We start from the raw sequence: 14,750 nt of genomic DNA, 5'->3' as shown, positions 1-14,750 counted from the left end.
CGCTGGAGCTGGACATCGAAACGCCCAACTATATTTAGAAACGTTTATACTTTCCTATAGCTTAAAAAAAGATGAAGCACGGTGCTTCATCTCATAAGGCTTCTTCTTTTAGGAATATCGTTGAATAGTGGAATTAATTTTATCCTTCAAATGGAGAATGTCTGCATCGGATACGGTCAGCTTTACTTTGGTTTCATCCATTTCCAGTGCCTCAGCGAGGAAGCCACCAAGGCCCCGGGCCCTGCGGTCAACCTGCAGCAAAATTTCCATTGCTCCGTTTCCAGGCAGGAACACGAGCTCCAGTTCATCAAGCCGTCCACGATAAGGGCCTGTTACAGGGATAAATTCAAACTCCTGGATAATCGGCAGCCGGGTCCGCAGTCGGCGTGCTTCTTGGCAATCCGCTTCCCGCAATTTAAATCCAAGTTCTCCAACTGATTTGATCACTTCAGCCATCAGCCGGTTTGGAACGACATGAATGATATCTTTATCAGTCGGGTCAACGGCGTTTTGAATATCAAGCCCCGCAGCAACCCAAACTTTTGTCCTTCCTAAAGAAAGAGGTGTATCGGCAGGCAGAACGAAAGAAAACGGAACGACTCTTCTTTCATCAGGCTGGATTATAAAGGAATCTGCCAAGCGGAAACGGCCGATTTCGGCGGTTGCCGTATACTTTTTGTCATCCCTTTCTTTTATGTAAGTCGTATGCAGTGATAAATATATATCCGCTATTTGTTGCTCTGTGCTTCCTCCTCTAATTTCAACCTCTCCCACTACTTCTTCTCCCGGTGCATAAGAGTCTTTGACGAGTCTCGTATCAATCTTGGCTGATCCAATCCCGATACTGGCAAATGCTTTTTTAAAAAATGACATGCTTCTCTTCCTTTCAAATTTGAGTTATTTCTTTTTACCTTGCGTCTAATATGTTTCAGCTTCTTCACCCGAAGTTCCAGTAAATAACGATTCTATGATCATATTCCTCTCAGGTTTTTATATATATTTACTGAAACTCTTTCGCAGCACCTTAACTTCCGATTGATTTGTATATGGAAAGTATGGATCCTTTCCCGCTTTTCCCGAGATTACCTTTATATACGGAATCCTTGCCTGACAAGTTTCACCTTTTGGAGGCAACCATGAGTATTTTTTTTTGTAAAAAAATATAATCAATGTTCGGGGCGGTTTTTCCCTTCCAAAGCCAAATCGTCAAACAGCAAATGATCCTGACAATCGGTGAAGATGAGGCATTAAAAGCCCACTGGGAGAAATTATTATTAACGACCCGGGCCGCTGTCGACCTTTTATCAGAAAAAATTTCCGCATAAAAATGACGGGCAGCCGCCCGTCATTTTTTTTAGTCCAAATCAATATTCTCATCAATAATGCTCTTTTCAACAAGGTATTCAAAAGTTATATCGGCCATTTCATTCAATTCCTCATTGGTGGGAACGTATCCCCTTTTTAAAAGCTCATGAAAGAAGAATTCGGCAATCTCCTCTGTATCAATAATAACTTCGATTTCTTTCATAGCATCGCCCCCTTTTTACAGAATGTATGTTGCATTTACTACTTTCATAACCTGTTCTGTTAAAAAGGTTGTTCCAATCGTTCGGTGTTTAAAAAAATTTCATTTCAAGACATGTTTATATTGGACAAGCATACACATTAGTAACAGCTAATATTTAGGAGTGAATAATCATGACTGTGATTCATAAGTGGACCGAAGCCATTAAAGAAGATGTAAATAAAGAAAATAGCATGTTTATTGAAACTTGCGGAAAGATTACTGAGTTTCTTTACAAAATAGTTCTCGTTTTCGGAGCACCTTATTTCATTTATCTGCTATACCAATTTACTGTTCATTTCTAAGCAATTTTTTCATATGTTTTTAAGCTTTTCGAGAACCACACGCATTACTTGTTCGTATTCCCAATCGTTAAACATTTCATATAGAGTCTTGTAATCATTATATATATCAAGGAGCCCGTCGATCAGTTCCTGTTGATCATCTTTCTTTTTCAACCTATCACGCTCTGTTTGGCGGTAGCCATGCTTATTGAGTTTTACTTCTTTTTCAAAGGGCTTTTGCGGTTTGTTTGCTAAGAACAGCAGCCCTAATTTTTGAATGAAAGTTTCGGCATTTGCAGCTTCTGCAACAAGTGTCAGCTCGTCTTCTCCTGCTTCGAGCCATTCACCGTCGTTGATTCTCGATAGCTCATAAATGACATCTTCCCAGGCATTTTCCTTATAGCGCCAGATTTCAGTCCGAAAACCAATTACTTTGAACAGGTCTGCTCCATACCCTTTGACTTGAACCAAATCACCGAAAAAAAATTTATATTCAATGTCAATATGCTCCTGCTCAATCACGTTTCCTTCGTATTCAGACAGCAATTGCAGGCTTGATTCCATATACAGTCCTTCGCTTTTATTTACTTCATACACATGCATGCCGTCAAGCCACTTGACATCCGTAATTTTCCCCACCGTGCCATACATTGTGATCACGACTGTATCACCGATTTTGTATTTCGGTTTTTTTCTTTTTTCCATTTCCTCCATCCTCTCAGGTGGCGAGCCGTGAATAATTGATTACAATAGTATATGCACTGGCTAATAAACGGTCTCTTTTCAAAAAAGAATGAAAAAAAGAAAGGTTATCAGCCTTTCCCTTCAGTTGCTTCATATATTTCCCATGCTTCATCAAAGGTAGTCATACTTTCTAAATATTGGCCATTCAATTCCAAATACGTGCTTATTTCATGATAATCCTCCGACCTCTTCGGAAAACTGTGGTCGTCATAAGCATAGTTTGCAAACTTGCTTATTGAATCCTTCGGCTCCGGATGCCGATATTTCATTAAAAAATGGTAGAACGATTTTCGCATACATAACACCTTTCCAGTTCTTTTTTCTTAAGGAGCCCGAGCTTTCCATCTCCACGTTATTAACTTACGTTTACTATAATTCATCCCTCCTGCATGCGTCCACAGCGGACCCTCCGCCCGAAAATCGCAGGCAGTCAAAAACCGCCCGATCTCCCGTTGGGCGGTTTTTTCTTTGCCTAAATTTATGAAAAATCAAAGTAATTTTTTTTCAATAGTTTGGGAAGATTGATGAGTCCTTCAAAAGAGATCGTTTTACCGATTGATTTTGTATTTACGATAAAAAGCTGATCCTCGATCGTTTTAACGATTTCATCCGTCTGGTAAACAATGTGGCAATCGTGGCAAACAGTCGAAGGAACATCGGTAATTTCAATTGCCCTCGTTCCATCTGGAAGCTCCCAGTATACCGTTTCTTGCCCTGTTTCAATATGTGCGCTGCTGCACCATGAGCATGATCGCTCCATCACTTTTCCTCCCTGTGGGCTGGAATAATCGCCTCTTTCCCTGCAGCCCGTTGAGCATCTTGTCCGGACTCTTTTATTTGCTGGGCACGAAATTTCTTTTCCTTTAATTCGTCACGCTTTTCTCGTTTGTCCTTTAACGAACTATGAACAGGATTCTGCTCATATTGTTTTCGCCGCGTTAATCGGCTCAGGCCTTCCGGCACTAAATTGAATTGTGAATCGTTGATCAACGCTGCGATTCCTGCCGCAGACCGTTTCTCTTCCATATCCGGATAAATCTCTTTAAAATAATCTTCCGCGCGTCCTGGTACATAATTTTCCGGCTCCGGGTATGTCGTGATAACACCTTCAAAATTGCGAAGAACAACTTTGTCAGGGCTTTGCGAAATTAAGTAATTTGGCTGAAGTGAAATTTTTCCGCCTCCACCCGGTGCATCGACGACAAATGTTGGAACGGCATATCCGGATGTGTGACCCCTCAGTCCTTCAATGATTTCAAGCCCTTTTGTAACCGGTGCCCGGAAATGGCCAATTCCTTCTGATAAATCACATTGGTAAATGTAATAAGGCCTCACCCGGATTTTGACAAGATCGTGCATCAGCTTTTTCATAATTGGAACACTGTCGTTAATTCCGGCAAGAATGACGGACTGATTTCCGACGGGCACACCGGCATCGGCGAGCTTCTCACATGCCAGCTTTGACTCCCCGGTGATTTCAAACGATGTATTAAAATGCGTATTCAGCCAGATTGGGTGATATTTCCGCAAAATATTGCAGAGATGATCGGTAATTCGCTGCGGAAAAACAACCGGCGCCCGTGTGCCAATCCGGATGATTTCGACGTGGTCAATCGACCGCAAGTTTTTTAAAATGTATTCAAGGATATTATCATTAATCAGCAATCCATCCCCGCCTGAAAGAAGCACATCCCTTACCTGAGGTGTTTCGCGGATGTATTGAATGGCGGCATCAAGCTGTTTTTTCGGAACCCCCATTCCAATTTGTCCGGAAAAGCGGCGCCGTGTACAGTAGCGGCAATACATCGAGCATTGATTTGTAACGAGAAACAATACCCTGTCAGGATAGCGGTGCGTTAAACCCGGAACAGGAGAATCTTCATCCTCGTGAAGCGGGTCTTCAAGATCGTACTTCGTTTTGTGAATTTCCTGGGAGACCGGAACAGACTGCATGCGAATTGGACAGCGGGGATCGTCTGGATTCATGAGGGATGCATAGTAGGGTGTAATATTTAACGGGATCGTTTTTGTTGATATCCGTACGCCTTCTTCTTCAGCAGGGGTGAGGCTGATGACTTTTCGTAAATCCTCCAATGTCCTGATTGTGTTTGTCAACTGCCAGATCCAATCATTCCATTGCTCGCTTTTAACATCCTTCCATAACTCAATCTCATTCCAATGCCTGGCCGGTTTATATAATGTCTGTTTCATTACCATTCCTCCCTGTCGCTTTAACGGTATTGGATGCAAGTTCCGTGCCAAAAATGGATGCTTTTCGATACCAATGGGAAGAAAGGGAAACAGCGGCGATGATCAAATTTTCAGTTCTTTTAGAAAATGCAAGTGCCGATTATTCGGCGCCAGGCATATTTTTTTGGAGTTTATACTGCAGTGTCTGCCTTGGAATGCCAAGCAACAGAGCGGCCTGTTTGATGTTCCCCTTACTGATATGGAGCGCTTCGCGAATCAGCTTTATTTCCAGTTCTTTTAAATTTTCACGAAGCGATAGCGATTGTGCTTGTTCCTTTTTCATATACTGCTGTTTCTTTTGCTTCAGAATAATTGGCAAATCTGCTTCAGAAAGCACTTCTTCCTCGCAAACATTCATCATATATTCGATCGCATGCTTTAACTCGCGGACATTCCCCGGCCAGCTGTAAGCATGGAAATACTCCTTTAAACCGCCTTCCAACCCGGTAACCTTCTTATTTAGACTTTTATTAAAGGAATTAATAAATGAGGTTGTCAATAAATCAATGTCTTCCGGTCTTTCCCGCAATGGAATCAGCTCAAAAGTCAGTACATTCAGGCGGTAAAACAAATCAGGCCTTAATGTTTCCTGTTCAAGCGCCGTCCTCGGGTCGATGTTCATAGCCGAAATCACTCTTGTGTTGACGGGGATCTCCTTCACCGACCCTACTCTTCGAACCGCCCCTTCTTCAAGGACGCGGAGAAGCTTCGCTTGAAGAACAATCGGCATCGTATGAAGCTCATCGAGAAACAGGGTTCCGCCATCGGCAAGTTCAAACAAGCCCGGCCGATCCACAGCTCCCGTGTAGCTTCCCTTCGAGGTTCCGAATAAAATGCTTTCCAAAAGCGTTTCGGGAATTGCGGCGCAGTTTTGCGCAACAAACGGCGCCTGGGACCTCCGTGATGCATGGTGGATGCCCTGGACAAATAATTCCTTTCCCGACCCGCTTTCTCCAAAAACTAAAATCGGTGCATCTGTTTGTGCGAGCTTTCTTGCTTTTTCTTTCATTGCTAAAAAATCGCGATTGACCGTCAGTAAATCATTTAACGTATATTTGACACTTTCCTGTTGCCGGGATTCGGGTTGTTTGCTTTTTTGGAAATGGAGCAATCGTTCGGAAAGGAGCTTCATCCGCGAATAATCTTTGGCGATCTCAACAGCTCCGATCACCCTGCCGTCGACAAGGATCGGCAAGGTTGTGTTGACAGTTTCGATCGTTTTGCCGTACATGTTTACATACGTCTGTGTCTGGTTAATAATCGGCTGCCTCGTTTTGGCGACTTTCAGCAATGTACTCGTCCGCTCGTTTAAAGATGGAAAAACGGATAGCAGCGGCCTGCCAATGACTTCAGAAATTTTCAAGCCGTCATGGCGGGCCGCCACCTCATTATAAAAGATCGTATACCCGTCCGTATCAACCGCATGTATTCCTTCATCGATGCTTTTTAATATGGCTGTCAGGACTTCTTTTGTCATTTGATCCTTTCCCATCCGCTTCTCCTCCTCTTTTGCCTCCTTATCTATATTATATGGGCCGGTGCCAAAGAATCGTCATGAATGTGCCGGTTTTTCAGCAATTATTTTCGCCGTTAAATTCTTTGTCCACACATTCATATCCTCAAGCTTGTCATAGATAAAGCAATTCTTCAGCATTCTGCCCGTGTACGAGTATCCGAGCTGTTTAAAAGCCGCGTTCATTCCAAAAGACAGCGCTCTTGCCAGCGTATACGCATGGAAAATTCCATCTTTCAGCAATTCTTCTTCCAGCTTCAAAAGCAAAACCTTCATTAAGCCATGCTTGCGATGATCTTTTAATGTGGCGCAATCAGTCATTTCGGCATTTTTATAAAAATGGTTAACCTCTGCAGATGCTGCACTGACTATTTTTTCTTCATGGTAGATTGCAAAATAAACCGTTCCTTCATTAATCGTCTTTTTCACATATCCGGGATCATGCAGCGGAGTCGGGTAAACTTCAAAGACTTGCCGATAAAGGGAGGCTAACAATTCAGCGGCCGAGGTGTCAGCTTTTTTTAACGTATAGCCGCCTGGCATTGGAGGAGGCCCCTCTGCAAGGCCAATTTTAGAAATACCCTTTATGATCTGGTCTTCGTTTAACCAATCGTCTGCGGCCATTCGTTCTTTGCAAAAAAATTTTGAGAATAAATAAGAGTCCGAGCCAAGGAAATAACGGTCAATGACCGCCTCCAAAACATAGCAGCTGTTCAGCAGCTCTTTACAGTCTTCTTTTCTGCTCTTTATGATCAACTTCTCAGCATCGGTTTCCGCTGCGAATTGTTCCGCTTTATTGATGACCTCCGCAAGGTTACCGCGGTAATCGTCAATTCTTACTCTTTTGTTAAAAGGATCAATAAACGCTTCGATGAAAAAATTGTCTCCTTCAAATCTTTGTAGATGCGAATTTCTGTACATTCACCACTGCTCCCTTGTAAAAAACCTGGCCATAAATGGCCAGGTTCTCTCATTTATTTAAGCTTACAGCTAATTTGTATCAAGCCCGCACCATTTGATGATCGTAAAGGCGATGATTTCTGCAGCTGCAAATAAGTCTTCGAGAATGATATATTCATTCGCCTCATGGGCAGACTCGGTTATTCCCGGCCCAAAAACGACGACCGGTATCCCCCCGACATTGGATAAAATACCGCCGTCCGTTCCCCATGGAGATGCCTCAATGACAGGCTTTTCTTTTTTTATTTCGACAAAGGATTCGGATAATGCCGCAAGGAGCGGATGATCAAGATCGAGGTTACCGGGCTGCCACCTGCCCCCGAACCAGTCAATTTTCAGCGGATTCAGCTGAAACCACGGGTCTGCTTCGTTTAGCTGCTTAAGACAAGCTTCCATTTCCTGTTCAGCCGCCTGCATTGTCTCATCCGGAGAAACGCCCATTCTTCCTTCAATCACCGCTAAATCAGGAACGGACGACGGCCATTCGCCACTCTTGATTTTGCCGATATTGATCGGAATCGGAATTGGCGTGTTGGCATAGAGTGGATCATTAACACGCGTATTTCGGTCCTCCTCCAATTTTTGCAGCGCCGTTAAAACGGTTATCGCTTTTTCAATTGCACTTACCCCTTCATATCTCGTTCCGCCATGGGCAGACCGGCCTTTCACGGTAATTCTGAACCACATCGAACCCTGCTGCTTTGGAAACAACTTCATGTTGGTCGGTTCGGGGATGATCGCGCCATCCGCTTTATAGCCTCTCAGGACAGCAGCCAGTGTACCCGCTCCCCCGCTTTCCTCTTCAATCACGCTTTGAAAAATAACATCTCCCTTTAAGCTCAGGCCGCAGGAAACAATCGCTTCCATCGCGAGAAGAAGGGCGACAGATCCCCCCTTCATATCTGTTGCTCCCCGGCCAAACAGTTTCCCGCCATCAATGGAGCCGCTAAAAGGGTCATGAAGCCAGTCATTTCGGTCCCCCGGCGGAACCACATCTATATGTCCATTTAAGATCAATGACCTTCCACCGCCTGCTCCTTTTAGAACGCCAACGACGTTTGGGTTGCCGCTAAAATCCTTCCTGTCCGAACAGAATGCCTCATGGCTCGTGACAGACTGTTCACCAATTTCCCATATATCAAGCTCAAGCCCAAGCCGTCTGCACTTCTCAATCATAATCGCCTGTGCTTTGCTTTCATGGTCGCGAATACTGCCTTCCTGGACGAGCTTTTGCAGCAGGCGTGCCCCTCTCGCTCGATTCTCTTTAATCCACGTCCTGATTTGTTCCTTTTCTGTCTCCATTCCGCACTCATTCCTCCCCTGAAAAGTCACCAGCCGGATTCCGCCTTTATGATAAAAGCGGAAGCGGTTTTTGCTTCGATCTCTTTTACAGTAAAAGGCTCAAACACTTCGATCAGGAACAGCTGCTCTTTTTCAATCTGAAACACACCCATTTCCGTAATGATCATATCGACGCATTTTGCTGAAGTTAACGGCAGGGTGCATTCGTTTACGATTTTCGGAGTGCCATACTTATCTGTATGGTTCATTAACACGATTACTTTTCCAGCCTTTTGGGCGAGCTCCATTGCGCCGCCCATCCCGGGTACTTTTTTGCCGGGAACGATCCAGTTGGCGAGATCGCCGCTGCCGCTTACTTGAAGGGCACCGAGGATGGTTATATCCACCTTGCCGGTCCGTATCATTCCGAAAGCGATGGCACTGTCGCAATAACTGGCACCTTCGACCACCGTGACAGGAAAACCGCCTGCATTGCAGAGGTTCTCATCTTCATTGCCTTTCCGGGGAGTCGGCCCCATCCCGACAATGCCGTTTTCCGCCTGGAACATAACATGCATGTTTGCAGGCAAATGGTTCGGAACCAAGGAAGGGATGCCAATCCCAAGATTCACCACCATCCCGGGCTTGATTTCCATGGCTGCCCGATGAGCGATTTTATCGCGAATGTCTATTCCCAAACCCATTTCCAGTTCACTCCTCCCGAAGCAATGATAAAATCAACAAACACACCGGGTGTCACGATTTCTTCAGGATTCAGGCTGCCAAGCGGGACAATTTCTTCGACCTCTGCAATCGTGGTCTGCCCGGCCATTGCAACAAGTGGATTTGTATTCCTGGCACTTTTATCAAAAACCAGATTCCCATATGGATCAGCTTTTTTTGCATATACGATCGATATTTCCGCGGTTAAAGCTGTTTCAATCAAATAATCCTTGCCGTTGATATTGGTTTTCGGTTTGTTTTCCGACACAAGCTGATTATCAATGCCGATGTCGGTTAGAATCCCTCCAAGACCAACTCCGCCGGCGCGGATTCGCTCTGCCAGAGTTCCCTGCGGCGAGAATTCGACTTCCAGCTCACCCGCTGTCATCATTCGCCCGGCAGCGGAATTCGAGCCGATATGGGAAGCAATCACTTTCTTCGCTCTCCCAAGGCTGACAATTTTCCCAATGCCAATATGGGGAAAACCTGTGTCATTGCCGATTAAAGTTAGATCTTTTATTCCTTTCTCCAATATGCCGTCAATAAGATCCGGCGGGGAGCCGATCCCGCCAAAACCTCCGAACATGATCGTCATCCCATCATAAAAAAGGTCGATAACTTCATTAATCGTTTTGATTTTTCCGAACGGATTTTTCATCTATTCCACTCCATCCCTTTGGCGGACAAGTTTTCTTTCTAACTGTATGAATGATTGATTAAGAAGTCTTACTAATTGATCGATTTCTCTTTTTGTAATCGTTAACGGAGGAGCGACGAGGACGGCATCGCCATTCATGCCCGTATCACCCGCCCCGGCCGGGTAAAGTAGCAAGCCTTGCTCCTGGGCTATTTGGACAAGCTCACCAGTTACATTATGAGTTCGTGAAAACGATCTTTTTTCCGTTCGATCTTCAACGAATTCAAGACCGATTAATAATCCTTTGCCGCGCACATCTCCGATAAATGTGAATTTTTGCTGCAGTTTTTTTAATTGGTTCAGCAAGTATACGCCTTTCGCTTCGACTTCCTGAATGATGCTATGTTTATCCAAATAGTCAAGAACCGCCAAAGAAACTGCGCACGCTTGAGGATTCGCGCTGAGAGTATGCCCGCTCATGATGCTTTTTGAGCCTGATAAAATCGGTTCCATGATTCTGTCACTTACGAGCGCCGCGGCAATCGGCGCATAGCCGGCACCCATGCCTTTGCCGAGCGCAACAATATCAGGGATGATCCCCCAGTGTTCACAGGCAAGCATTTTCCCGGTCCGTCCGAATCCTGTCATCACTTCATCGGCTATAAATAAAATATTATTTCTCGTGCAAATATCTTTAATAATCCGGTAATATCCTTCCGGGGGTGTAATGGCCGCGCCGGCAGCACCGACTATCGGTTCAGCGATAAAGGCGGCGATGTTGTCAGGGCCGGCCCGGGCAATCGCCGTTTCCAGCTCGTGTGCACATAAATACCCGCACTCCGGCGCTTCACGTTTAAAGGGACAACGGTAGCAATATGGAGGATGAATGACCGGAAAGTCTTCCAGCAATGGAGTGAACCGCGCCCGCCTCCCCGGATGGCCGGACATGGAAAGGGCTCCGAGCGTGATCCCGTGATAGCTCAGCCACCTTGACAGCACTTTTGTTTTTGTCGGAATTCCTTTTTCCTGCCAGTATTGAAGCGCAATTTTCATCGCTGTTTCGGTTGCTTCAGAGCCGCTGTTAACGAAAAAGCTCCAATTTAAATCACCGGGTGTATGCTCAGCAATCTTTTTTGCCAATTTCTCGGCAGCATCGCTTGTAAATTGGGACCGATAAACAAAAGAGACTTTTATCGCCTGCTCATGCATCGCTTCCACAATTTCTTCAACGCCATGGCCGATATTGGCGGTGACAGCACCGGAAGACGCATCCAAATACTTCTTCCCGTCTGTATCATAAAGAAAAACGCCTTTACCGTACTCAACCGTCGGATAAACCGCATCGAGAAAAGGCTTTATTAAAAACGACCGTTCCATAGTCTCCCTCCATCCCGACTGCTGGGACAATATATTAAATTGTATGAGGCAGCCCGGGAAATCTTTCTTAAAGAATCCTCGGTGTAGAAGTATTTGTCGGCAGGAATATTCAATTTGCAGTTTAGCCTGAGGACTTGCAGATAAACTTCGTGGTTTTGTTGAATTTTTTTTATATAAAAAAAGAAAGGAAGGGAAACTGAGTTTTCCCTCCTTTCTTTTATGCGAATCACACAATTGCTGTTTCAAGTGTTTTCGCACCGGAAATTTGCTTGATAATATCCCGGGCAATCCATACACCGCAAGCACTGGCTTGTGCGAGTCCCCTCGTGATGCCGGCCCCGTCACCGCCGACATATAATCCCGGGATTTCCGTTTCAAACCGATCTGTTAATTTCGGACGTGCCGAATAAAATTTCGCTTCCACGCCATAGAAAAGAGTGTGCTCCGAAGCCAATCCAGGTGTCACATGGTTGAGAGCCTCAGTCATTTCGATCAGGCTTTTTAATGTATTATATGGAAGCGCCAGACCAAGATCACCAGGCACTGCCTCTTTTAGAGTCGGTTCAATGAAGCCTTCTTTAATTCTTTTATCTGTCGATCTTCTCCCTTTTAAAATATCGCCGTATTTCTGGACGATCAAGCCGCCGTTTGAAAGGCTGTTGGCCAGCCGTGATACTTCGTGTGCATATTCATTCGGCTTGTCGAAAGGCTCGGAAAAAGTGTGCGATACCAATAAAGCAAAATTAGTATTCGGGCTGCCAAGCTTCGGATCTTTATAAGCGTGGCCATTTGCAAGCATGATCCCTGAATGGTTTTCTACAACGACATGCCCGGAAGGATTGCTGCAAAACGTCCGGACTTTTGTGCCGACAGACGTGTTAAAGACAAACTTGCCCTCGTATAAATGTTCATTGATCTCTTCCATGACAATATTGGACGTTTCGACACGGACACCGATATCAACCTGATTGCTGATCATCCGCAACCGCCGCGATTTCAGGATTTGGCTCAGCCATTTAGACCCGTCCCGCCCTGGAGCGATGACGACTTTTTCAGCTCTGACCTCTTCTCCATTCTTAAGGAGAATTCCGTTGACCACCCAGCCATCAGGCTTCTTTTCGGTCAAAATATCCTCCACTTCCGTTTTAAAGGACATATCAATCTTTTCTCTTAAATACTCAAAAATACTCATTAAAATTTGCAGGTTCTGCTCTGTTCCCAAGTGGCGGACGTTCGCCCGCAACAGCTTTAAACCGGCGGCATAACCGCGCCGTTCGATTTCCCTGACTTTATCCGTGAGAGGATCGGTAATCGAACTCGTAGCACCATGGCTTAGATTAATTTCATCGACATACTTGATCAGCTCAATGACTTCGGAATCGGGAAGATAATCGGTCATCCATCCGCCAAATTCACTTGTAATGTTAAATTTCCCGTCGGAATAGGCGCCTGCACCGCCAAACCCATTCGTGATGGAACAGGCTGGCAAGCAGCCGGCGAAGTCTTTTTTACCGGCTGGCGGCGGACATTTCTCAATTTTCTTTTGCAAAATCGGACAATTCCGCTTATAAATATCATGGCCTTTATCAATTAACAGTACCTTTGCACCAGGCATTTTTAATGTCATTTCATAGCAGGTAAAAATACCGGCCGGACCGGCACCAACAACGATTACATCATATTTGGCTTTCACGAAAATCCCCCCAGTCATTTCATTCGCTTTTCCACTCACCATACTAAAATATAACAAAGACTTATAGTGGAGTCAAGATTTTTTACGAACTATAATTACATTTATCGGATTTAATGTTCGTATTTTTCTTCGCATGATAAGAGGCACCCCTGTTCATACAGGGAGTGCCTCTGACTTCGCGAATAAAGTTTATACCCTTTTTACCAATTCCCGTAGCTTGCTCCGATAATAATCAATAAAATAAACAATACTACTATCAAAGCAAAACCGCCATAATATCCGTACCCTGCGGCAGGATAAGCATATCCGTAATGACAGCTGTCATATCCGTATGCCATGGACATTCACTCCTTTTTATTTATATCTATTGCAGTACACATTATGTAATGGGTGCTTGACCCGCATGTGTGTTTGCCCAAATCTCGAAAAAAATAATTGGGAAATTTTTTCAGGACCGAAAGAAGACATTTATTTCAGAAATAACAAAAATATTTCTTTTCCTTGACAGCAGATTACGCTACTATTTGTTTAATGGTACACAAGAATTGACATCAGGAGGCTTCCCCGAATAGATGGAAAGAAAAATTTTTTTCGCGTTTTTATCTTTCTTCGGTTTATTTTTCATATTTTATTTGGCCGGTTCAAATACAAAAGCAGATGATAAAGAAAACAGCTCAATATATGAAAAAATTGCGGCCGGAAAAGATTATCAGTACTTGATCGTCGGTGATAGCATTGGGCGCGGGGCTGGTGCAGAGAATAAAGAGTTAACATGGTTTTCTCAGCTTGAGCAATTGATCAGCAGGGAATTTGGCGGCAAGGGCACGCGTCATTCTGTTGTCCAGAGCGGTGCTACTGCATTTGAGGGGATTTTTAAACTGCAGAATACACACCTGCCGGACAGAATCGATGCAGCGTTTATTGTATTTGGAGAAAATGATCGAAAATACATGGATGCCGGCACGTTCTCGGCCCATTACGAAAAGCTCGTTCGCCATATAATCAAGCTTTATCCGTCAGCACAACTATTTACGATTACCGAGAGCAGCCTCGATCAAGAAGAGTTTGCCGCGGAGATCAGGAAAATTACTGATTATTACGGGGCTGTCAACATCGATATGCGCGTCCCTTTCCGTGACTCAGGCCTCACTGTTCAGCAATTGACAACCGATCTCGTCCACCCGAACGGAAAAGGCTATCAGCTTTACGCACAGCAACTGTTTATAGTATTGAGCAATGTCCCGCAACAAACGGGAAAGCAGGCTGAACTGATTAAACCCCTTGATCCGCTTGCCGACATTCTGCTTACTGAACAGTCGAATTATAAGGAGAAACAAGGGTTTACCTCCTACAACGGACTTCATGTAAGTACAAAGCAGGGAGACTTCATTGAATATGAATTTACAGGGCCTGAACTGGGAGTCACCGTGTTGCGGAGTGAATTCGGCGGATTAATGGATGTCTATATTGACGGTGCCTACCATGGTTCCATTTCAACATGGTGGCCGTTCAATAAGATGAGGAATCTGTTTATCGCGAGCAGGCTTGACGACCGCTCGCACACAGTGAAATTCGTTGTAAAAGCAGAGCGATCTGCAAATAATATAACCAAACGTGCAGACATCGCAATCTCTTCGATTATCACTGCAGAAAAACAATAAGGAAGCCATTCGGCTTCCTTATTTATGTATGGTGATCCCAGCATATATGAGAAAAAATATGCA

At 44.5% G+C, this 14,750-nt stretch carries 16 protein-coding genes; 2 read left to right on the top strand and 14 right to left on the bottom strand.

Annotated elements, in window-relative coordinates; all coding sequences use genetic code 11:
* Positions 1 to 108: 108 nt before the first annotated feature.
* The gene (locus CU633_RS12050) at positions 109 to 873 is read right to left on the bottom strand and encodes a sporulation protein (RefSeq protein WP_101660809.1); all 765 of its coding nucleotides are present in this window, start codon (positions 871 to 873) and stop codon (positions 109 to 111) included.
* 481 nt (positions 874 to 1,354) lie between these two features.
* On the bottom strand, positions 1,355 to 1,528 hold the full coding sequence (locus CU633_RS12045; RefSeq protein WP_101660807.1) for a YozD family protein: 174 nt from the start codon (positions 1,526 to 1,528) through the stop codon (positions 1,355 to 1,357).
* A gap of 170 nt (positions 1,529 to 1,698) precedes the next feature.
* On the opposite strand from CU633_RS12045, the gene CU633_RS22855 reads away from it, so the two are divergent.
* Positions 1,699 to 1,869 carry a hypothetical protein gene (locus CU633_RS22855; protein WP_180954944.1) on the top strand — a complete coding sequence of 57 codons (171 nt, stop codon included), beginning with the start codon at positions 1,699 to 1,701 and terminating at the stop codon, positions 1,867 to 1,869.
* 9 nt (positions 1,870 to 1,878) lie between these two features.
* On the opposite strand, the gene CU633_RS12040 is transcribed toward CU633_RS22855, so the two are convergent.
* From CU633_RS12040 to CU633_RS11985, 12 genes are all read right to left on the bottom strand, one after another.
* Complete coding sequence (locus tag CU633_RS12040; protein ID WP_101660805.1) at positions 1,879 to 2,553, bottom strand: hypothetical protein; 675 nt, start codon at positions 2,551 to 2,553, stop codon at positions 1,879 to 1,881.
* A gap of 107 nt (positions 2,554 to 2,660) precedes the next feature.
* Positions 2,661 to 2,888, bottom strand: coding sequence for a YozE family protein (locus CU633_RS12035; protein ID WP_101660803.1), 228 nt, complete (start codon positions 2,886 to 2,888; stop codon positions 2,661 to 2,663).
* Positions 2,889 to 3,070: 182 nt separating this feature from the next.
* Complete coding sequence (locus tag CU633_RS12030) at positions 3,071 to 3,352, bottom strand: YokU family protein (protein WP_101660801.1); 282 nt, start codon at positions 3,350 to 3,352, stop codon at positions 3,071 to 3,073.
* Positions 3,352 to 4,803 (bottom strand): lysine 2,3-aminomutase, encoded by a 1,452-nt coding sequence (gene ablA / locus CU633_RS12025; protein WP_101660800.1) that lies wholly within the window; start codon positions 4,801 to 4,803, stop codon positions 3,352 to 3,354. Before ablA ends, CU633_RS12030 begins: the two co-directional genes overlap by 1 nt.
* A 139-nt stretch (positions 4,804 to 4,942) precedes the next feature.
* Positions 4,943 to 6,334, bottom strand: a complete 1,392-nt coding sequence (locus CU633_RS12020; RefSeq protein ID WP_101660798.1) for a sigma-54 interaction domain-containing protein — start codon at positions 6,332 to 6,334, stop codon at positions 4,943 to 4,945.
* A gap of 60 nt (positions 6,335 to 6,394) precedes the next feature.
* Positions 6,395 to 7,276: a putative beta-lysine N-acetyltransferase gene (ablB, locus tag CU633_RS12015; protein WP_101660796.1), complete on the bottom strand. Its 882-nt coding sequence runs from the start codon at positions 7,274 to 7,276 to the stop codon at positions 6,395 to 6,397.
* A 69-nt stretch (positions 7,277 to 7,345) separates the two neighbouring features.
* Entirely contained in the window at positions 7,346 to 8,617 is a 1,272-nt protein-coding gene (locus tag CU633_RS12010; RefSeq protein WP_101660794.1) for a peptidase, read from the bottom strand.
* A gap of 26 nt (positions 8,618 to 8,643) precedes the next feature.
* Positions 8,644 to 9,300: a 3-oxoacid CoA-transferase subunit B gene (locus CU633_RS12005; RefSeq protein WP_101660792.1), complete on the bottom strand. Its 657-nt coding sequence runs from the start codon at positions 9,298 to 9,300 to the stop codon at positions 8,644 to 8,646.
* Entirely contained in the window at positions 9,285 to 9,977 is a 693-nt protein-coding gene (locus CU633_RS12000; protein WP_101660790.1) for a 3-oxoacid CoA-transferase subunit A, read from the bottom strand. The genes CU633_RS12005 and CU633_RS12000 overlap by 16 nt, the downstream gene beginning before the upstream one ends.
* Positions 9,978 to 11,333: an aspartate aminotransferase family protein gene (locus CU633_RS11995; RefSeq protein ID WP_101660776.1), complete on the bottom strand. Its 1,356-nt coding sequence runs from the start codon at positions 11,331 to 11,333 to the stop codon at positions 9,978 to 9,980. It lies immediately after the preceding gene.
* A gap of 226 nt (positions 11,334 to 11,559) precedes the next feature.
* Complete coding sequence (locus CU633_RS11990; RefSeq protein ID WP_374703366.1) at positions 11,560 to 13,044, bottom strand: NAD(P)/FAD-dependent oxidoreductase; 1,485 nt, start codon at positions 13,042 to 13,044, stop codon at positions 11,560 to 11,562.
* Between the two features lie 182 nt (positions 13,045 to 13,226).
* Positions 13,227 to 13,364, bottom strand: a complete 138-nt coding sequence (locus CU633_RS11985) for a YjcZ family sporulation protein (protein ID WP_101660773.1) — start codon at positions 13,362 to 13,364, stop codon at positions 13,227 to 13,229.
* 234 nt (positions 13,365 to 13,598) lie between these two features.
* On the opposite strand from CU633_RS11985, the gene CU633_RS11980 reads away from it, so the two are divergent.
* On the top strand, positions 13,599 to 14,687 hold the full coding sequence (locus tag CU633_RS11980) for an SGNH/GDSL hydrolase family protein (RefSeq protein WP_101660771.1): 1,089 nt from the start codon (positions 13,599 to 13,601) through the stop codon (positions 14,685 to 14,687).
* The last annotated feature ends 63 nt before the right edge of the window (positions 14,688 to 14,750 follow it).

It is taken from the genome of Bacillus sp. V3-13, from assembly GCF_002860165.1.
Classification (GTDB): Bacteria; Bacillota; Bacilli; order Bacillales; family Cytobacillaceae; genus Bacillus_BJ.
This window is presented reverse-complemented; position numbering and strand designations above follow the sequence as displayed.